The sequence below is a fragment of the Gibbsiella greigii genome (assembly GCF_039540155.1).
GTDB classification, from domain to species: domain Bacteria; phylum Pseudomonadota; class Gammaproteobacteria; order Enterobacterales; family Enterobacteriaceae; genus Gibbsiella; species Gibbsiella quercinecans.
The window spans coordinates 1-20,063 of sequence record NZ_BAABEM010000006.1; the positions used below are offsets into that span (position 1 = coordinate 1).

General features: G+C 56.4%; 20 protein-coding genes. 8 read left to right on the forward strand and 12 right to left on the reverse strand.

Annotated features, from left to right (window positions below):
* Positions 1-424: 424 nt before the first annotated feature.
* On the reverse strand, positions 425-988 hold the full coding sequence (gmhB, locus tag AC559G_RS03275) for a D-glycero-beta-D-manno-heptose 1,7-bisphosphate 7-phosphatase (RefSeq protein WP_462614275.1): 564 nt from the start codon (positions 986-988) through the stop codon (positions 425-427).
* A gap of 187 nt (positions 989-1,175) precedes the next feature.
* On the opposite strand from gmhB, the gene metN reads away from it, so the two are divergent.
* The 6 genes from metN (at position 1,176) to proS (ending at position 6,916) form a co-directional block, all read left to right on the forward strand.
* Entirely contained in the window at positions 1,176-2,207 is a 1,032-nt protein-coding gene (metN, locus tag AC559G_RS03280) for a methionine ABC transporter ATP-binding protein MetN (RefSeq protein ID WP_095847480.1), read from the forward strand.
* Complete coding sequence (locus AC559G_RS03285) at positions 2,200-2,853, forward strand: methionine ABC transporter permease MetI (RefSeq protein WP_095847479.1); 654 nt, start codon at positions 2,200-2,202, stop codon at positions 2,851-2,853. The genes metN and AC559G_RS03285 overlap by 8 nt, the downstream gene beginning before the upstream one ends.
* Positions 2,854-3,029: 176 nt before the next feature.
* Entirely contained in the window at positions 3,030-3,845 is an 816-nt protein-coding gene (locus AC559G_RS03290) for a MetQ/NlpA family lipoprotein (RefSeq protein WP_438598719.1), read from the forward strand.
* A gap of 114 nt (positions 3,846-3,959) precedes the next feature.
* Positions 3,960-4,373 carry an envelope stress sensor lipoprotein RcsF gene (gene rcsF, locus AC559G_RS03295; protein ID WP_498911293.1) on the forward strand — a complete coding sequence of 138 codons (414 nt, stop codon included), beginning with the start codon at positions 3,960-3,962 and terminating at the stop codon, positions 4,371-4,373.
* Positions 4,370-5,077: a tRNA (N6-threonylcarbamoyladenosine(37)-N6)-methyltransferase TrmO gene (gene tsaA, locus AC559G_RS03300; RefSeq protein WP_416260807.1), complete on the forward strand. Its 708-nt coding sequence runs from the start codon at positions 4,370-4,372 to the stop codon at positions 5,075-5,077. The genes rcsF and tsaA overlap by 4 nt, the downstream gene beginning before the upstream one ends.
* Before the next feature lie 120 nt (positions 5,078-5,197).
* Complete coding sequence (proS, locus tag AC559G_RS03305) at positions 5,198-6,916, forward strand: proline--tRNA ligase (RefSeq protein WP_498911295.1); 1,719 nt, start codon at positions 5,198-5,200, stop codon at positions 6,914-6,916.
* Positions 6,917-6,994: 78 nt separating this feature from the next.
* On the opposite strand, the gene nlpE is transcribed toward proS, so the two are convergent.
* From nlpE to AC559G_RS03320, 3 genes are read right to left on the reverse strand one after another with little or no spacing between them, the layout of a single operon-like run.
* Positions 6,995-7,681, reverse strand: coding sequence for a copper resistance protein NlpE (gene nlpE, locus AC559G_RS03310; RefSeq protein WP_498911297.1), 687 nt, complete (start codon positions 7,679-7,681; stop codon positions 6,995-6,997).
* Between the two features lie 38 nt (positions 7,682-7,719).
* Entirely contained in the window at positions 7,720-8,133 is a 414-nt protein-coding gene (gene arfB / locus AC559G_RS03315) for an aminoacyl-tRNA hydrolase (RefSeq protein ID WP_498911299.1), read from the reverse strand.
* 3 nt (positions 8,134-8,136) lie between these two features.
* The gene (locus tag AC559G_RS03320; protein WP_498911301.1) at positions 8,137-8,685 is read right to left on the reverse strand and encodes a YaeQ family protein; all 549 of its coding nucleotides are present in this window, start codon (positions 8,683-8,685) and stop codon (positions 8,137-8,139) included.
* Positions 8,686-8,890: 205 nt separating this feature from the next.
* Between AC559G_RS03320 and AC559G_RS03325 the strand changes: the two genes are divergently transcribed.
* Both AC559G_RS03325 and rof read left to right on the forward strand, forming a co-directional pair.
* Positions 8,891-9,091 (forward strand): YaeP family protein, encoded by a 201-nt coding sequence (locus AC559G_RS03325; RefSeq protein ID WP_095849075.1) that lies wholly within the window; start codon positions 8,891-8,893, stop codon positions 9,089-9,091.
* The gene (rof, locus tag AC559G_RS03330) at positions 9,078-9,341 is read left to right on the forward strand and encodes a Rho-binding antiterminator (protein WP_095847471.1); all 264 of its coding nucleotides are present in this window, start codon (positions 9,078-9,080) and stop codon (positions 9,339-9,341) included. Before AC559G_RS03325 ends, rof begins: the two co-directional genes overlap by 14 nt.
* 64 nt (positions 9,342-9,405) lie before the next feature.
* Here the strand turns inward: rof and AC559G_RS03335 are convergent, their stop codons facing one another.
* The 8 genes from AC559G_RS03335 to lpxB all read right to left on the reverse strand — a co-directional run bounded on the left by AC559G_RS03335 (position 9,406) and on the right by lpxB (position 20,062).
* Positions 9,406-9,723: a c-type cytochrome gene (locus tag AC559G_RS03335; RefSeq protein ID WP_438598725.1), complete on the reverse strand. Its 318-nt coding sequence runs from the start codon at positions 9,721-9,723 to the stop codon at positions 9,406-9,408.
* Entirely contained in the window at positions 9,720-11,042 is a 1,323-nt protein-coding gene (gene tilS / locus AC559G_RS03340; protein ID WP_498911304.1) for an adenine nucleotide alpha hydrolase family protein, read from the reverse strand. Before tilS ends, AC559G_RS03335 begins: the two co-directional genes overlap by 4 nt.
* An 11-nt stretch (positions 11,043-11,053) precedes the next feature.
* A complete protein-coding gene (locus AC559G_RS03345) occupies positions 11,054-11,446 on the reverse strand; it encodes a VOC family protein (RefSeq protein WP_438599729.1) in 393 nt (130 codons plus the stop codon).
* A 22-nt stretch (positions 11,447-11,468) separates the two neighbouring features.
* Complete coding sequence (locus AC559G_RS03350) at positions 11,469-13,631, reverse strand: lysine decarboxylase LdcC (RefSeq protein ID WP_498911307.1); 2,163 nt, start codon at positions 13,629-13,631, stop codon at positions 11,469-11,471.
* 154 nt (positions 13,632-13,785) lie between these two features.
* Positions 13,786-14,745 (reverse strand): acetyl-CoA carboxylase carboxyl transferase subunit alpha, encoded by a 960-nt coding sequence (gene accA / locus AC559G_RS03355; protein ID WP_279026771.1) that lies wholly within the window; start codon positions 14,743-14,745, stop codon positions 13,786-13,788.
* A gap of 12 nt (positions 14,746-14,757) precedes the next feature.
* Complete coding sequence (gene dnaE, locus AC559G_RS03360) at positions 14,758-18,246, reverse strand: DNA polymerase III subunit alpha (protein ID WP_498911309.1); 3,489 nt, start codon at positions 18,244-18,246, stop codon at positions 14,758-14,760.
* Positions 18,247-18,320: 74 nt separating this feature from the next.
* A complete protein-coding gene (gene rnhB, locus AC559G_RS03365) occupies positions 18,321-18,917 on the reverse strand; it encodes a ribonuclease HII (protein WP_462614282.1) in 597 nt (198 codons plus the stop codon).
* Positions 18,914-20,062 carry a lipid-A-disaccharide synthase gene (lpxB, locus tag AC559G_RS03370; RefSeq protein WP_498911312.1) on the reverse strand — a complete coding sequence of 383 codons (1,149 nt, stop codon included), beginning with the start codon at positions 20,060-20,062 and terminating at the stop codon, positions 18,914-18,916. The genes rnhB and lpxB overlap by 4 nt, the downstream gene beginning before the upstream one ends.
* Between the last annotated feature and the right edge of the window lies 1 nt (position 20,063).

Consider the following 20,063-nt stretch of genomic DNA (forward strand, 5'->3'; position numbering starts at 1 on the left):
AGCGTTCAATCTGAGCCATGATCAAACTCTTCAATTAAAAGCTTGATTTGCTAAGTTAATAGCGTGCTCGAAGATTTACTGCATGAATTTTACTTCAGTTAGTCACTCTTCAAGACTTGATATTTTTTTTGCACCCGAAGGTGCTGGATATCGTCTTGTGAGTGCCCACACAGATTGTCTGATAAATTGTTAAAGAGCAATGAGTTACGAGACCTGGCTCGTTCACTCGAGGTGGCGTATATTACGCTTTCCTCTTTCAGAGTCAACCCCAAATTTCAGGATTTTCTCTTTTCTTCCCGGCCGCTTCGTGAAGTGAATCACTTGCGCCGTGTCGATGGAGGCGCATTATAGGGAGCCGATTCAGAATGACAAGCGATAATCTGCACTTTTCTTTCAACCGCTCATTATTCGGCCGGAGCGTTTATTAAACCCGCGATTTAATCGCTTTCGGCAAGTCCGCCAGGCTATCTAGCACCCAGTCGGCCAATTCTTCACCCGCTTGCGTCACCGGTTTGCCAGTACGCACCAAAACTTTGGTACCGACGCCAGCGGCAATCGCCGCCTGCATATCTTCCGGTTTATCCCCCACCATATAAGAAGCAGCCATATCAATATTCAGTTCTTGCTGCGCCTGCAGCAGCATGCCCGGCTGCGGTTTACGGCAATCGCACACCTGGCGATATTCTTCTATTGCCGCATCCGGTAAATGTGGGCAGAAATAGATACCGTCGAGATCCACATCACGATCGGCCAATGACCAGTCCATCCATTCGGTCAACTGCATAAACTGATCTTCGCTAAACTTGCCGCGCGCAATACCGGACTGGTTGGTCACCAACACCAGAACATAGCCCATCTTTTTTAATTCACGGCATGCCTCTATGACACCGTCGATAAATTGAAAATCGTCAATTTCATGGACATAACCATGATCTATATTAATGGTACCGTCACGGTCTAAAAAAATAGCTGGAACGCGTTGTGTCACCGGTTTACTCCTGAGGGCCTGAAATCGGCCACAGTATCGCATGTTTTACCCACCGCTGAGAACGCCGGATAATATGCATGTCCGTTGACTTAGACGTCTAGACACCTTAGCATCGGCCCACATCTTGGTACCAGGCCAAGGTCAACTGTTATCTAGCCACGGGCAACCACGCGACAATTAGAAGAATATGATAAAACTTTCTAACATAACTAAAGTGTTTCAGCAGGGGGCGCACACCATTAACGCGCTCACCGACGTCACGCTTCATGTCCCCGCCGGGCAAATCTTCGGCGTTATCGGCGCATCAGGCGCGGGCAAAAGCACCCTGATCCGCTGTGCGAATATGCTTGAGCGCCCAACCTCCGGCCAGGTACTGATTGACGGCCAGGATCTCACCGCCATGTCTGACAGCGAACTGACGCGTGCACGCCGCCAGATTGGTATGATTTTCCAGCACTTTAACCTGCTGTCGTCGCGCACCGTATTCGGCAATGTCGCCCTGCCGTTAGAACTGGACACGACTCCACGCGCTGAAATCAAAAAGCGCGTCACCGATTTGTTGGATCTGGTCGGGCTGGCGGACAAACACGATGCCTATCCGGCCAACCTGTCCGGCGGGCAAAAACAGCGGGTGGCGATCGCCCGCGCGTTGGCAAGCCAGCCTAAAGTATTGCTGTGCGATGAAGCCACCAGCGCACTGGATCCCGCCACTACCCGCTCGATTCTGGAATTGTTGAAAGACATTAACCGCCGCCTGGGCCTGACGATCTTGCTGATCACGCATGAAATGGATGTGGTAAAACGCATCTGTGACCAGGTGGCGGTCATCAGCCAAGGCCGGCTGATTGAGAAAGACACGGTGAGTGAAATCTTTTCGCACCCCAAAACACCGTTGGCGCAACAGTTCATTCAATCCACCCTGCATCTGGATATTCCCAATGACTATGCCGAGCGCCTCAACCCGGTGCGCACGGGCGACCTGAAACCACTGCTACGCCTGGAGTTCACCGGCCAATCGGTTGATGCGCCCCTGCTTTCGGAGGCGGCACGCCGCTTTAACGTCAACAACAATATTATCAGCGCGCAAATGGATTATGCCGGCGGCGTGAAATTCGGCGTAATGTTGGCCGAACTGCAGGGCGATGAAGCCGGCACGGCGGCAACCATCCAGTTCCTGCAGGAAAATCAGGTTAACGTAGAGGTTTTGGGGTATGTCTGAAGCAATGATGTGGTTAATGGCGCGAGGCGTATGGGAAACCGTCATGATGACGCTGGTCTCGGGCTTCTTCGGCTTTGTGCTTGGCTTGCCGGTCGGTGTTCTGCTGTATGTCACCCGCCCGGGGCAGATTGTCGCCAACAACACGCTGTATAAGGTGCTGTCTGGGCTGGTTAACATTTTCCGCTCGATTCCGTTCATTATCCTGCTGGTGTGGATGATCCCCTTTACCCGCATGATTGTCGGCACCTCTATCGGCCTGCAGGCGGCCATCGTGCCGCTGACCGTCGGCTCCGCGCCCTTTATCGCCCGCATGGTGGAAAATGCCCTGCTGGAAATCCCCTCCGGCCTGGTTGAAGCGGCGCGCGCCATGGGCGCAACACCGATGCAAATCATCAAGAAGGTTCTGCTGCCGGAAGCGTTACCCGGTTTGGTGAACGCTGCTACCATCACACTCATTACGCTGGTAGGCTATTCGGCGATGGGCGGTGCGGTCGGCGCCGGCGGGCTGGGGCAAATCGGTTACCAATACGGTTATATCGGCTACAACGCGACCGTAATGAATACCGTATTAGTGCTACTGGTTATTTTAGTGTATCTGATTCAGTTTTGTGGTGAACGCGTCGCCAAGGCCGTTACCCATAAATAAGCTCATAGCAAACACGCAACGTATCTACCCAAAATAATTCGAGTTGCAGGAAGGCGGCAACGCAGCGAATTCCCAGGAGCTTACATAAGTAAGTGACTGGGGTGAGCGAGGAAAGCCAACACACCTGCAACTTGAAGTATGAAGGGTATACATACGAGTCTAATTGAGGAAGGAATATGTCGTTAAAATTTAAATCCATTGCGGCAATCGGCGCACTGATCGGTACTCTGGCTCTGGCCGGCTGTGGGCAAGATGAAAAAGATCCGAACCATATCAAAGTGGGGGTGATCGTCGGTGCGGAACAGCAGGTTGCCGAAGTGGCGCAAAAGGTTGCGAAGGAAAAATATGGCCTGGACGTGGAACTGGTGACGTTCAACGACTATGTGCTGCCAAACGAAGCGCTGAGCAAGGGCGATATCGATCTTAACGCCTTCCAGCATAAGCCTTACCTGGATCAGCAGATCAAAGACCGCGGCTACAAGCTGGTTGCCGTCGGTAACACCTTTGTTTATCCCATCGCCGCCTACTCTAAAAAAATCAAGTCACTGTCTGAACTGCAAGACGGTGCGCAGATCGCCCTGCCAAACGATCCCACCAACCTGGGGCGTTCACTGTTGCTGCTGCAGAAACAAGGTCTGATCAAGCTGAAAGACGGCGTTGGCCTGTTGCCGACCTCGCTGGACGTGGTTGAAAACCCGAAAAACCTGAAGCTGGTAGAGCTGGAAGCGCCGCAGTTGCCGCGCTCACTGGACGATCAGCAAATTACGCTGGCCATCATCAACACCACCTATGCCAGCCAGATTGGGCTGACGCCGGCCAAAGACGGCCTGTTTGTTGAAGACAAAGACTCACCGTATGTGAACCTGCTGGTTGCCCGCGAAGATAATAAAGACGCGGAAAACGTAAAGAAATTTGTACAAGCTTACCAAACGGATGAAGTTAACGAAGCGGCCAACAAGATTTTCAACGGCGGCGCGGTGAAAGGCTGGTAAGCCAAGTATTCACTTTTAGCGTTTTATTGTAAGGCGGGCTTCGGCCCGTCTTGTTATTTCCACCATAGCTTGCTTCAATAGCGCCACTTTATATAAAAAGGCAGAGGAATTTCTATGCGTGTTTTACCTCTCTGTTTGTTCGCGCTTACGTTGAGCGGTTGCTCCATGCTGCCCGGGGGCTCTACCCCAGCAAACAAGACCAGCAAACCCGCTGCTACCAGCAGCAGTGCCCCGGCTAAAACGGCGCCGGCGCCGCGCCCGGTACCGGTAAAGCTTTATAAGAATGCAGAAGAATTAGTCGGCAAGCCCTTCCGCGATCTGGGCGAGGTTTCCGGTGAATCGTGCCAGACGACTGCGCAAGACTCCCCGCCAAACCTGGCAACGGCGCGCAAACGTATGCAGATCCGCGCTTCCTACATGAAGGCCAACGCCGTGTTGCTGCATGACTGCCAAATCATCAGCGGCGTGGCAGGGTGTTATCAACAGGCCGTTTGCCAGGGGTCCGCGCTGAACGTTTCCTCCAAATGACAGCGTTTCATTTCAACCAGATAGGCACCATTCGTTCACCGTATAAAGAGAAATTTGCCGTTCCCCGCCAGCCAGGGCTGGTGGAGGATGGCGGCGGTGAGCTGGTGCTGTTGCCGCCGTACAATCAGGCAGAAGCGGTGCGTGGCCTGGACGATTTCAGCCACCTGTGGCTGATGTTTGTTTTCCATCAGACCATGGAAGGCGGCTGGCGGCCGACGGTTCGGCCACCGCGCCTGGGCGGCAATGCCCGCATGGGCGTGTTCGCCACCCGCTCCACCTTCCGGCCAAACCCGCTCGGCATGTCCCTGGTGGAATTAAAAGGCATTCGTGCCCAGGGGGGAAATGTAGTGCTGGAACTCGGCAGCCTCGATCTGGTTGACGGCACGCCGGTGATCGATATCAAGCCCTACCTGCCGTTCGCCGAAAGCCAGCCTCAGGCCCGCGCCGGCTTTGCTCAGGAAGCGCCGGCCGGCGATATGCCGGTTTACTTCTCGCCCCAGGCGGAGCAGCACCTGCAATTGCATCAACGGCGCTACCCACAGCTGCGCCGTTTTATCACCCAGGTGTTAGCACAGGATCCGCGCCCGGCCTACCGGAAGAACGAAACGGCCGAGCGCGAATATGCCGTCTGGCTGCTGGATTTCAACGTGCGTTGGCGGGTGGTTGATCGGCAAACTGAAGTGCTGGCCCTGGAGGCCCGTTAAAATTCCTTCCGCTCTCTTTTGGCGGCCGGCTCACGCTGGTAAACTAAACCACTTTTATTTTTTTCGGCTGCCATGCTGACAGCCCGATGCTACTTGCTGTTCTAACGGAACCAAAACACCATGCGTACTAGCCAATACCTGCTCTCCACCTTGAAGGAGACACCTGCCGATGCCGAAGTGATCAGCCACCAACTGATGCTCCGCGCCGGGATGATTCGCAAGCTGGCCTCCGGTCTTTATACCTGGTTGCCCACCGGCCTGCGCGTTCTGAAGAAAGTTGAAAACATCGTTCGCGAAGAAATGAATAACGCCAATGCGATCGAAATCTCGATGCCGGTAGTGCAGCCCGCGGATTTGTGGCAAGAAAGCGGGCGCTGGGAACAGTATGGCCCGGAACTGCTGCGCTTTGTCGATCGCGGCGAACGCCCGTTTGTGCTTGGCCCAACGCATGAAGAAGTCATTACCGATCTGATCCGCAACGAAATCAGCTCATACAAACAGCTGCCGCTAAACTTCTTCCAGATCCAGACCAAGTTCCGTGACGAAGTTCGCCCTCGCTTCGGCGTGATGCGCTCGCGCGAGTTCCTGATGAAGGATGCTTACTCGTTCCACACCTCACAGGAATCGCTGCAGGCGACCTACGACGCCATGTATGCCGCTTACAGCAAGATCTTCAGCCGCATCGGTCTGGATTTCCGCCCGGTGCAGGCAGATACCGGTTCGATCGGCGGCAGCGCTTCGCATGAATTCCAGGTACTGGCGGATAGCGGTGAAGACGATATCGTGTTCTCCACCGGCTCCGACTACGCGGCCAATATCGAATTGGCAGAAGCGGTCGCCCCGGCAGAACCGCGCGCGGCAGCCACAGAAGCGTTGCGCCAGGTCGATACGCCGAACGCCAAAACCATCGCCGAGCTGGTTGAGCAGTTTAAACTGCCGATCGAAAAAACGGTGAAAACCCTGCTGGTTCGCGCCAAAGAAAAAAGCGGCCACCAGTTAGTTGCGCTGCTGGTGCGTGGCGATCATGAACTGAACGAAGTGAAGGCGGAAAAACTGCCGCAGGTGGCAGCACCGCTCACCTTCGCCAGCGAAGAAGAAATCCGAGCCATTGTGGGTGCCGGCCCTGGCTCTCTTGGCCCAATCAACATGCCACTGCCGGTGGTGATTGACCGCAGCGTAGCGGCAATGAGCGATTTCGGCGCCGGCGCCAATATCGACGGCAAGCATTACTTCGGTATTAACTGGGAGCGCGATTTACCGCTGCCGCAGGTTGCCGATATTCGCAACGTGGTCGAAGGCGACGCCAGCCCAGACGGCAAAGGCACCTTGCTGATCAAACGTGGTATTGAAGTTGGCCACATTTTCCAATTGGGCACCAAGTATTCGGAAGCCCTGAAGGCAACGGTACAAGGCGAAGACGGCCGCAACCAGATCCTGACCATGGGCTGCTACGGCATCGGCGTGACCCGCGTGGTCGCAGCGGCGATTGAGCAAAACCACGACGATCGCGGCATTATCTGGCCAGACGCTATCGCGCCTTTCCAGGTGGCGATTCTGCCAATGAACATGCACAAGTCCTTCCGCGTGCAGGAGCTGGCGGAAAAATTGTACGCCGAACTGCGTGCCCACGGCATCGACGTGATCCTTGACGACCGTAAAGAGCGCCCAGGTGTGATGTTCGCAGACATGGAGCTGATCGGCGTGCCGCACTCTATCGTGATTGGCGACCGTAACCTTGACAGCGACGAGATCGAATACAAGAACCGCCGCATTGGTGAAAAACAGATGATCAAAACCAGCGAGATCGTTGATTTCCTGCTGGCGCAGATCGCACGTTAACCGGTAAAAACCCACCGCCCTTTGGCGATGGGTTAACGCTGACAACAACAACCCGCCACGGCGGGTTGTTTTTTATCGTTACGATACGCTGTCGCAGTGCTTGGCGTTATCGAACACCGCATTGCCATCCGGCACCAGCGCCTTGTGCATCTGCCCGTCTTCTGTTGATGGCTGAGTGCTAAAATGGCCATCAAGCATCAAAAACACCGGTTCGCCTGCGGCTTTGCGGGCTCTAGCATACCCCTGCTCCAGGCTGACGTTGCTATCGATAGGGAAGGTTTTACCGGTGACGCAGTCTTTAAAGATCGCCGCATCGGCCATGTAGGTGTAGCTGCCTTTCAGCGCCATCGGGGTGCTCGGCAATGTCTTTTCCACCGGCGCCAACTGGTAGTTCAACGGCGAGCGAATAGGCACACCGCTTTGATCGAGCATTTCCAGGCTTTTACCCAGCGGGCGGAAATAACGCTTATCCCCGTTGCTGCCGGTAAGCACCAGTTTATCTGCGGTACGCTCCCATTTGCCGTACTCGGCAAAAGTTTGATCGCCATCTTTCGTTTCGCGATAGGTTTCCTGTAGCACAAAGGTACCGTCGGTATCCAGGTACAGTAACGTATCCAAACCGCTGCAGTCAGCGCAGGGCAAGACCCCCTGATAGCTTTGTTGCATCGGCTGGAGCGGCTGCTCTTTAGGTTGAAAGTGGTTATTACATCCCAGTAATGAAAGTGCGCCCGCTGCTAAAAACAGGGCAACTGATATATTTTTCACAGTTTTTCTCCTACTGTGTTGCCGTATCCCATACTCCATCAGGTGCGGATCTTGCCGCGCAGTACTTTGGTTGCACCTTTGCGAACTTTGCCTTCTAACCGGCGTAATTTCGCCCCTTTGCTGGGCTTGGTCGCTTTACGTGTTTTTTCGACCACCAGCGCCTGAGCGATCAGCGCCGCGAGGCGCGCTAATGCCGCCTCGCGGTTGAGCTCCTGGCTGCGGTATTCCTGCGCCTTGATAATGACCACGCCTTCGGCCGTCACCAAATGGTGGTTTAGCGCCAATAGCCTTTGTTTGTAATACTCTGGCAGGCTAGAGGCCCGGATGTCAAAGCGCAAATGGATGGCCGTTGAGGCTTTATTCACGTGCTGCCCACCGGCTCCCTGGGCGCGAATTGCCGTAAGGACTATCTCCGAATCCGGTATAACCACGTTTCTTGATAAAACCAACACCCATTACACCTGCGGCCGTTGCCATTCGGCAAATTGAATTTCCAGACTATTCTGAGCATCGGACAGCCAGATCATCCCTTCTTGCAGCGTGGCTTGCAGCACCATATTACGGTTTGCCAATGCCGCCAGCCGGGCTAGCTGTGCGTCGCCCAGAAAACGTATATGCAAATTTTTGTGATTGGCCGCTTTTGCCTGCATGCCCTGCCACCATACCTGGGCCGCGCGCTCGCCATAGGCATATAACACCACCTGCGCCGATTGATTACAGGCTTTGCGCAGGCGTTTTTCATCCGGCAGCCCCAGCTCAACCCATAATTCCAGGCCGTTATGATCGTTACGCTGCCAGATTTCCGGCTCATCGGCAGTGCTCAACCCCTTGGTGAACACCAGGCGCTCATTGGCATGGCAGATCCAAGCCAACAGGCGCAGCATCATACGCTGCTCGGTTTCTGAAGGATGCTGCGCCAGCGTAAGCGCGGCGTCATAGTAAAAATGGCGATCCATATCCGCGATATTGACCGTGGCTTTGTAAATAGTTGCTTTTAGCGCCATGAGAAACCTCGTAATTATCAGGCGATAGTGTACTTGATTTCCCTCGCCGGCGCAGTGAAAGCTCGGCGCAACGGCCAATGCGAGCCGCTAATAACTTAACTATAGCTGTGCTATAGTCGTCTAAGTCAGGTTGGTAGCGCCAAGATCCTGCGCTTCATCACGATAATGCTTCCCGATGATGCAGAGGCTCTTGTGGGAGGAAACTGTGCAACAATACTGTGAGTTAGTACGCCGTTTTTACGCTGGGATAGGCAGTGGAGATCTCGGTTACGTGCCCGATGCACTAACATGTGTATTGAAGGCATTGGACGATGTTGCCGCAAATGAGGCACTTCCGTCCTCCGTTAGGGAACAGGCGGCTTTTGCCGCCGCTAACTTATTGGTGAGCGACTATGTTGATGAATGATGAGTATCAACCCATCAATTGTGATGACTACGACAACCTGGAACTCGCCTGTCAGCATAAACTTGTACTGAAGCTGGCGCTACGCGACGGCGAAGAGATCGAGGCCAAAGCCCTCGATTTGCTGCAAAAAAAACGTGTTGAATACCTGACCATTGAGCTCAATGGCGAGCAACGCGATCTGCGCCTGGATTATATCCACAGCTTTAGCCACCCGGAAATCGGCACTGTCGTCGTGAGTCTGTCCGACTGAACAGCGCTGACACTACAACCAAGCAGGGCAGCCATTGGCTGCCCTGCTTTGTTTCTACGGCCGCTCAGGGTTTCAGGCTGGCATAGTAGGCGGCCAGATCGGCGATGTCATCATCGGACAGGCCGGAAACATAGGCCCGCATCACTTCAGCCTGCCCCCCGGAACGCTCCCCTTTCTTATACGCCTGCAGCGCTGCCCCTAAATACATGGCATTCTGGCCGGCAAGGTTCGGGTACATCGGTACGCTGGCCTTTCCCTGCATACCGTGGCAGGCCATACAGCTTGCAGATTTAGTCTTGCCCACGGCGGCATCTCCTGCCGCTATCGCCGGCAGGCTCAGGAAGCCAACGGCCAACCACATGGCGCTTACCCATTTCATCATTGCTCCTTGGTATTTTCTTCTTTATCCCAGCGCAAACGCCACGGCTGCTCATCTGGCGGCACGCTGCCGGCTTCAGTCACGAAGACGCCAAGCGCGGCGATCAGCAGGGTATCATAATAGATCAGTGGCGTGCGCTCACGCAGCCAGGGCGGAACCCCCAGTTCCTGCCACAGCTTTTTGATCGGCCGGGAATGCGTTCGCCCGATAATACGGTGCTTGCCCTCTGCGCTAAAACGCACGCTCACCTGCTCGCCCGGCCGCGGCGCACGCAGCAGGATATCCCCTTCCCCGCCGATCAGCGTGCCCAGGCCATCCGGCAGCGGCAATCGCGGCCGCCACGGCAGGCACAGCGCATGCAGATCGGCCATTTGCGGCAGCAGATACAGGTGCTGGCGATAGCGGCGTATTTGATACAGGCCCAGTTGCAACTGTGGCGCGGCATCCGGCCGGGCCATCGCCACTTCATCCCACAGCCGCTGAAGTTGCTCCCGCGCCGGCATGGTCACGCCAAAGCGGGCGATCCAGCGGCGCAGCAGGGCGAAGCGGCGCACGGCTGAGCAGGCCACCAGCCCCGCGATGGCCAGCGAACCGTCATTTGCCAGCAATGCGTGTAGATCTTCCGCCAGCAGTTCATCCAGCAACTGCTCCTGTTCAGCGCACAGGCTGGCGCTGCGGGCGCTCGCTGCGGCAAAGTGCGGCCACCGCTGCTGCAACAACGGCAACACCTGCAGGCGCAGGAAATTGCGATCAAAACGCGCATCCTGATTGCTGTCATCCTCAATCCAGCACAATGCGTGCTGCCGGGCATAGGCTTCCAACTGCACGCGGGAAAAATCCAGCAGCGGGCGCAGCAACGGCTTCCCACTCAGTTGGCTTTGCGCCGCCATGGCGGAAAGCCCGGCCGGGCCGCTGCCGCGCTTTAGCGCCAGCAAAAAGGTTTCACACTGGTCATCAAGATGCTGCGCGGTCAGCAGCGTTTCGCCGCTGGCCAGTGCCTCTGCCAGCGCGGCGTAGCGCGCGTTACGGGCGGCGGCTTCGATACCGCCATGCTGGCAGTCAACCTGCACATGCTGCACTTGCAGCGGCACCTGCCATGCCAGGCACTGCTGCCGGCAATGTTCTACCCACTGGTCGGCAAAACGGCTCAGCCCATGGTGCACGTGCAGCGCGCGCACCTGCAGTTCAGGGCGTTGCTGACGCAGTTGCGCCAGCAGGTGCAGCAGCACGCTGGAATCCAGCCCGCCGCTGAACGCCACCAGCAGCTTATTGTGCCCGGCCAACCGTTGAGCAACCTGTTCGGCTAAACGTTCACTATCCATCGTGGGGTTTATCACCGTTGTTCATACAGTTCCAGCGGCAGCCCGTCCGGATCGCTAAAGAAAGTGAAACGGGCCTGGGTGTAAGGATCTACACGCACCGGCTCGCAAACAACGCCCGCCTGCTGCAGATGCGCCATCGCCTGTTCGATATCAGCGACGCTGAAGGCCAAATGGCGCAAACCACAGGCCTCTGGGCGGCTCACGCGCGCCGGTGGCGAAGGGAAGGAAAACAGTTCCAGGGTATACTCGCCATTGAGCGCTAAATCGGCTTTCCACGAATCACGCTCGGCGCGGTAAACCTCCGCCTGCAGCGTGAAGCCAAGAATGTCGCAGTAAAAATGCTTGCTGGCCGCGTAGTCAGAAGCAATAACCGCGATGTGATGGAGCTTGCGTAATGCCAACATTGAACACCCTCTTTCAGGATAACTACCGCTGTGGTTCCACTTCAGGCTGCGGCGCTTTCAGCACCTTGACCAGGTAGCGCCCGTCTTCCGTCAGCCTGGTGCCGTGAATATCGGTTTCAAAGCCGGGATAGTGTTCCCCGATCGAACACAGCATCAGCAGGAAATCAAGCACCGCTCGGCTCTCTTCGGTGATCATTTCCCCCGGCATCACCAGTGGAACGCCCGGCGGATAAGGCAGGATCATATTCGCCGCCACTTTGCCGATCAACTGGCCGATCTCGCAGGTTTCGACATTGCCGCGCACCTGCTGCTGGAACATTTGGTGCGGGGTCATTTTCATTTCCGGCAGCACATCGAAGGCGCGTTGCATCAGGCGCGGCAGATCGTGCTGGCGGATCAAATTATGGATCCCGGCCGCCAGATCCTGAATACGCATCGTGCGGTAGAAATCCGGATCTTCCGCGTACAGATCCGGCAGCATGTTCCTCACCCGCAGATTGAGATCATAAGAACGTTTGAAGTCGGTCAGGCCGCGCAGCAAACTCATCGACTTGGTTTTATCAATGCCAATGCTGAACAGGAACAGCAGGTTGTACGGCCCGGTTTTCTCAACCACGATCCCGCGCTCATCAAGGTATTTCGCCACCAGCGCGGCGGGGATGCCGTCATCCGCCAGGCCGCCCGCCTCGCTCATGCCCGGCGTGAGAATGGTTACCTTGATCGGATCAAGATACATATGATCGCGATCCGTCTGCCCAAAACCATGCCAGTTATCATCCGGGTTCAACGGCCAGCATTGCGCTTCACCGATCTCATCCGGCTGCCAAATATCAAAAAACCAGCTGTCGCTCTCTTCACGCAGGCGCTGTATCTCATGCCGGAAGTGCAGCGCGCGCTCCAATGAGCGATAAATCATGCGCCGGCCAGGGTTGCCGCGCAGCATCGCCGCGGCGGTCTCCATGGACGCCACGATGCCGTAATGCGGCGAGGTGGTGGTATGCATCATATAGGCTTCATTGAAGGTATCTTCATCATAGTCACCTTTAATATGAATCATCGATGCCTGTGAGAATGCCGCCAGCAGCTTATGCGTTGACTGGGTTTCATAGATCACTTTGCCGGGAATGCGCTCGCCGCTCATACCGCTTTTACCCTCATACATCGGGTGAAAATTGGTATAGGGCACCCAGGCGGAGTCAAAGTGGATCGAAGGCACATCCAGCGTGCGTTTGATGTAATCGGTGTTGTACAGCAGGCCGTCATAGGTGGAGTTGGTGATCACCGCGTGCACCGGCCAACTGGCGCCGGCGGTTTCCGCCACCCGCTTGGCAATGCTGTCGCGCGTGAATTCACGCTGCGGGATCCCCCCGAGGATGCCATAGGCATTACGCAACGGGCGCAGGTAAATCGGTACGATATCGGTCATCATCATTAAATGGCACAAGGACTTGTGGCAGTTACGATCGATTAATACCGTGCTGCCCGCTGGCGCCGAATACATGCCGACAATCTTATTGGCCGTCGAAGTGCCGTTGGTCACCATATAGCTTTGCTCAGCATTGAAGGTGCGGGCGATATACTCTTCCGCCTCAAGGTGCGGGCCGGTGTGATCCAGCAATGAGCCCAGTTCGGTGACCGAGATAGACACGTCCGCCTTCATGGTGTTGGCGCCGAAAAAATCATAAAACAGGCTGCCCACCGGGCTTTTCTGAAACGCGGTGCCGGCCATATGCCCCGGTGTGCAGAAGGTATACTTCCCCTCTTTCACGTAGTTGAACAACGCCTTGGTCAGCGGCGGCGTGATGGTATCCACATATTCGTCGGTGTACTGGCGAATACGTTGCGCGATATCACCCGCCGCGTGCAGATCGTACTCGAAGAAATACAGCACCATACGCATTTCATGCAGGCTAACGTCGAAGGTGGAATGGGTATTAATGAACGCATACAGCGGCAGGTATTCATTCAGTTCGTTAATTTCGCTGCACAGCTCCAGGCTGTATTCATCCCAGTCAAACACCACGCCGCAGATGCGCGCATTGTGTTCAATAAGCTTGAGCAAATCGCTGCTGCTCTTCGGGTATACCAACTGAAACCCCATGGCGGCCAGCGCCTGGTGAAGTTCGCGGATGGGTTCATCTTTGTAGTACACGCCCATTGGGCTCATGATGGCGATGATGTTCATCGGGCGACTCCTGTCGGTTAACGGTCTTTATAACAACATGATTTACCGCCATTGTGTACCCCAGACGCCAGGGCGGGCAGCGCGCGGCGGATAAAAAAATGCCAGTCAGCTTAACTGACTGGCATTTTTTACAACTGCGGCAGAAACGCCAGGATCAGCAGTAACCGTAGCTCATCAGGCGCTGATAGCGGCGGTTGAGCAACTCTTCGGTGTTCAACCCGTCAAGATCGGTCAGATCGGCCAGCAATTGGGCTTTCAACGCGGCCGACATCGCCGGCACGTCGCGATGCGCGCCGCCCAGCGGTTCCGGGATCACCGAGTCAATCAGCTTCAGCTCTTTCAAACGCGGCGCGGTGATGCCCATGGCTTCCGCCGCCAGCGGTGCTTTATCAGCGCTTTTCCACAGGATCGAAGCGCAACCCTCCGGCGAGATCACCGAATAAGTGCTGTATTGCAGCATATTCACTTTATCGCCAACGCCGATCGCCAGCGCGCCGCCGGAACCGCCTTCGCCGATAACGGTGCAAATCACCGGAACGTTCAGCCGGGACATTTCGCGCAGGTTGCGGGCGATCGCCTCAGACTGGCCGCGTTCTTCCGCGCCCACGCCCGGATATGCCCCCGGCGTATCGATGAAAGTGATGATCGGCATATTGAAACGGGAAGCCATTTCCATCAGGCGCAGTGCCTTACGGTAGCCTTCCGGTGCCGGCATGCCGAAGTTGCGACGGATTTTCTCTTTGGTTTCACGCCCTTTTTGATGACCAATGATCATCACCGGGCGGCCATCCAGCCGCGCAATGCCGCCAACGATCGCTTTGTCATCGGCATAGGCGCGATCGCCCGCCAGCTCTTCGAAGTCGGTAAAGATGTGTTTGATATAATCCAGGGTATAAGGACGGCGCGGGTGGCGTGCCAATTGGGCAACCTGCCAGGCACCAAGATCAGAAAAAATCTTGCGCGTCAGTTCAACGCTTTTTTCGCGCAGACGCAGAACCTCTTCGTCCAGATTAATATCCAATTTTTCGTCTTGACGACTGACTGCAGTCAGCGAATCGATTTTCGCTTCCAGCTCTGCAATCGGCTGTTCAAAATCAAGAAAATTCAGACTCATAGCATTCCTATTTTAGTCAAATTCCAGGTCCACCTGCTCATTACCTACCAAAGTCCGCAAATCTATCAACAAGCGGTCAGTGGGCGTTACACGCCATGCGGCCCCAAAACGCAGCCTTGCGCGCGCATCTTCCCGTTGATAGTAGAGATGCACTGGAATCGTCCCCGAGCGATGGGGTTCCAACGACTGACGGAGACGGGTCAAAAGCTGGTCATCAATTTGCCTGTCCGTCAGCGAGATAGCAAGCCCGCGAGCGTATTTTTCACGGGCTTCACTGATATCCATTAGCTCGCGGGCCATCATTTTAAGCCCACCGCTAAAGTCATCAAAGCTGACCTGTCCACTGGCGATCAGGATACGGTCTTTTTCCAACAAATGCTGGTATTTTTCCAACGCCTCGGTGAATAACATCACCTCCAGGCGCCCGGAACGGTCATCCAGCGTACAAATCCCAATGCGGTTGCCGCGCTTGGTGATCATCACCCTGGCGGCGACCACCAGCCCGGCGGCGGTGATCATTTTCCCGCGCTCGGTTGGGTGCATGTCTTTCAGGCGCTGGCCGCCGGCGTAACGTTCGATTTCCTTCAGATACTGTGTGATCGGGTGGCCGGTCAAATACAGCCCCAGAGTCTCACGCTCACCGTCCAACACCACCTGCTCCGGCCATGGCGCCACGCTGGCGTAGGATTGCTCCACCTGCTCCGGCGCTTCCGCCAGCACGCCAAACATATCCACCTGGCCGATCGCTTCGGCCTTGGCGTGCTGATCGGCCGCTTTCAGCGCATCGCCCAGCGCATTCATCAGCGCGGCGCGGTGCGGCCCTAGCCGATCGAACGCCCCGGACATGATCAGTTTTTCCAGCACCCGGCGATTGAGCTTTTTAATATCCGAGCGGGCGCACAGATCGAACAGGTCTTTGAAATAGCCCTGCTCGCCGCTGTTGCGCGCTTCGATAATCGCTTCAATCGGGCCTTCGCCAACGCCTTTAATGGCGCCAATGCCGTAGACGATTTCCCCGTCATCGTTAACGTGGAAATGATACAGACCGCTGTTGATATCCGGCGGCAGGATTTTCAGCCCCATACGCCAGCACTCATCCACCAGGCCAACCACCTTATCGGTGTTGTCCATATCGGCGGTCATCACCGCGGCCATAAACTCGGCCGGATAGTGCGCCTTCAGCCACAGCGTCTGGTAGGAAACCAGCGCATAAGCCGCAGAGTGGGATTTGTTAAAGCCGTAGCCGGCAAACTTTTCCACCAGATCGAAGATTTTCATCGACAGCTCGCCGTCGATGCCCTGGCTCTTGGCGCCGGCTTCAAACACCGAGCGCTGTTTCGCCATCTCTTCCGGCTTCTTCTTACCCATGGCACGGCGCAACATATCTGCGCCGCCCAGCGTATAGCCCGCCAAGACCTGGGCTATCTGCATCACCTGTTCCTGATACAGGATGATGCCGTAGGTCGGTTCCAGCACCGGCTTCAGCGATTCATGCTGCCACTGAATATCCGGGTAAGATAATTCTTCGCGCCCGTGCTTACGGTCGATAAAGTTATCCACCATGCCGGATTGCAACGGCCCGGGGCGGAATAGGGCCACCAGCGCGATCATATCTTCGAAGCAGTCGGGCTTCAGGCGCTTAATCAAATCCTTCATGCCGCGCGATTCAAGCTGGAATACCGCTGTGGTTTCCGAACGCTGCAACATGTCGAAGCTTTTCTTGTCATCAAGCGGGATGGCGGCGATGTCTATCGGCTCTTGCCCTGCCTTGGCCCGCCGAGCGTTGATCATCTCCAGCGCCCAGTCGATGATGGTCAGCGTACGCAAGCCCAGGAAGTCGAACTTCACCAGGCCGGCATACTCAACGTCGTTTTTATCAAACTGGGTAACCGGGTGGTTCCCTTCAGCATCGCAGTACAGCGGCGCAAAGTCGGTGATTTTGGTCGGTGCGATCACCACCCCACCGGCGTGCTTACCGGCGTTACGCGTCACCCCTTCCAGCTTGCGCGCCATGTCGATCAGCGCCTTGACTTCTTCGTCCGCTTCGTAGATTTCCGGCAGTTGCGGCTCGGCGGCAAAGGCTTTTTCCAACGTCATGCCCGGATCGGGCGGCACCAGCTTGGAGATGCGATCGACAAAACCGTACGGGTGCCCCAATACGCGGCCAACGTCGCGGATAACCGCTTTCGCCGCCATGGTGCCGAAGGTGATGATCTGCGAAACCGCATCGCGGCCGTACATGTCCGCTACGTGGTCAATGACCCGATCGCGTTTTTCCATGCAGAAATCGACGTCGAAGTCAGGCATTGAGACACGTTCCGGGTTCAGGAAACGTTCGAACAGCAGATCGAATTCCAGCGGATCAAGATCGGTGATTTTCAGCGAATAGGCCACCAACGAACCCGCGCCGGAACCGCGCCCCGGCCCAACCGGCACGTTATTGTCCTTGGACCACTGGATAAACTCCATCACGATCAGGAAGTAGCCGGGGAAGCCCATCTGGTTGATAACCTGCAGTTCGATCTCCAGACGCTCATCGTATTCCGGCCGGCGCTTGGCGCGTTCATTTGGATCGGGGAACAGGAATTCCAGGCGCTCTTCCAGGCCCTGCTTGGCCTTGGCAACCAGGAAATCTTCGGTGGTCATGTCACCGGTCGGGAACTGCGGCAGGAAGTACTCGCCCAGGCGAATGGTCACATTGCAGCGTTTGGCGATCTCAACGCTGTTTAGCAGCGCTTCCGGAATGTCGGCAAACAGCTCGCACATTTCCTCTTCGCTGCGCATATATTGCTGTGCGCTATAGTTACGCGGGCGCTTCGGATCGTCGAGGGTAAAACCGTCATGGATCGCCACGCGGATTTCGTGGGCATCAAAATCATCGGCCACCAGGAAGCGCACATCGTTGGTCGCTACCACCGGCAGGCCGCGCTCGGCCGCCAGCGACACGGCGGCATGCAGGTAGTTTTCTTCATCCTGCCGGCCGGTACGAATCAGCTCCAGATAGTAGCTATCCGGGAAATATTCCTGATAAAACGCCAGGCATTGATCAACCACCGCCTGGTTGCCGCGCAGGATAAACTTGCCCACGTCGCCCATCCGGCCGCCGGAGAGCAGGATCAGGCCGTTGCGGTGTTCGATCAGCCAATCGCGGTCGATAGTCGGGCCTTCGCCGCCGTAGCCGCGCTGATAGGCGCGCGAAATCAACAGCGTCAGGTTCTGATAACCTTCGTTATTCGCGGCCAGCACCGTCAGCTGCGCCAACTCATCGCCCAGGGCTTCGCTTTGCACATGGAAATCGGCGCCGATAATCGGTTTTATCCCGGCGCCATGCGCGCTGCCATAAAACTTGACCAGGCCGCACAGGTTGGTGAAATCGGTAATGGCTAAGGCGGGCATGGTTAACGCGGCGGCTCGTTTCACCAATGGCCCGACTTTAGCCAGCCCATCGATCATGGAATAGTCGCTATGAACACGCAGATGAATAAAACGGGGTTCGGCCATATCCAGATACCAGAAACGAATGAGTGAATAACCTGCGTATTATGCCGCAGCGCGGGGCCCAGTTGTAGGGGGCATTACAATGCCAGCACCCTGCGCACCGGGGCAAAACTGCGGCGATGGTGTTCCGTCGCCCCCAGCTGCGCCAGTTTCTCCAGGTGGAAAGCCGTCGGGTAACCTTTGTGCTGGGCAAAACCATAGGCGGGAAAAACCTTGTCCAGCTCGGCCATTTCGCGATCGCGGGTGACTTTGGCGAGAATAGAGGCGGCGCTGATTTCCGCCACCCGGCTATCACCCTTCACCACCGCCTGGGCCGTCATCGGCAAGGCAGGGCAACGGTTGCCGTCAATCAGCACGTAGTCCGGTACCACAGATAAACCGGCTACCGCTCGCTGCATGGCCAGCATGGTGGCATGCAGAATATTCAACTGGTCGATCTCCTGCGGCTCGGCGCGCCCCAGGCTCCAGGCCAAGGCTTTATCGGTGATTTCGTCATACAGCGCCAGCCGCCGTTTTTCGCTCAGCTTTTTTGAATCTGCCAGCCCGACGATCGGCCGGGCCGGATCGAGGATCACCGCAGCCGTCACCACCGCGCCCACCAAAGGGCCGCGGCCGACTTCATCTACGCCGGCGATTAACCGGGCCGCGGCAGGGTAAATAAAGGGATCTATCATGATTTCGCCAGTTCCAAAACGGCCTGAGCAGCCTGTTGGTCGGCACCGCAGCGAATGCGCTGGTGCAACTCAAGGAAAGTCTGTTTCAAGCGTGCGGATTCAGGGCTGTCTTCCAGCAATGGCTGCAACGCCGCCGCCAGCTTGACCGGCACACAGTCATGCTGCAACAGCTCGGTAACCAGCTCGCGCCCGGCCAGCAGGTTGGGCAATGAAACATAAGGGGTTTTCACCAGCCGCTCCGCCAGCCAGAAGGTCAATGGCTGCATGCGGTAGCCCACGACCATCGGGCATTTCGCCAACATGCATTCCAGCGCCGCCGTGCCGGAAGCCAACAACGCCGCATCGCTGGCGATCATCGCTTCGCGCCCTTTGCCATCCAACAGATGAGCCGGCAAATCGGGCGCCACCTCGGCCTTGATACGCTCAAACTGCGCACGGCGTTTGGCGTTGACCAGCGGCACCACCACTTCCAGATCCGGATAGTGGCTGCGCAACTGCAGCGCCGTTTTCAGGAAATCAGCACTCAGCATTTCCACTTCGGCGTTACGGCTACCCGGCAGCAGCGCCAGGCAACGCGCACCGGGCGCAATGCCCAACGCCGCGCGGGCTGCCTGCCGATCCGGCTGCAGCGGCATGGCATCGGCCATGGTGTGGCCGATAAAGCGGCAGGGAACGTTGAAACGATCATAAAACGCTTTTTCAAAAGGGAGAAACGCCAATACCAAATTGGTCGCTTTACCGATTTTGAAAACGCGCTTTTGGCGCCATGCCCAAACGGAGGGGCTGACGTAATGAATGGTGCGGATGCCGCGTTGTTTCAAGCGGCCTTCCAGGGTGATATTGAAGTCCGGAGCGTCGATACCGACAAACACATCCGGCTTCAACTCGCTGAACCGGCGGGTAAGATCGCGGCGGATCTTCAACAAGCGTGGCAAACGTTCAAGCACTTCCACCACGCCCATCACCGCCAGCTCTTCCATGTCGTACCAGGCTTCGCACCCTTCGGCCTGCATCAGCGGGCCGGCAACGCCGACAAAACGCGCGCCGGGGCACTGCGCCTTAAGCGCGCGGATTAATCCGGCGCCCAGGATATCACCGGAGGTTTCCCCGGCAACCAAACCGATAGTCAATGGACGATTAGGCATA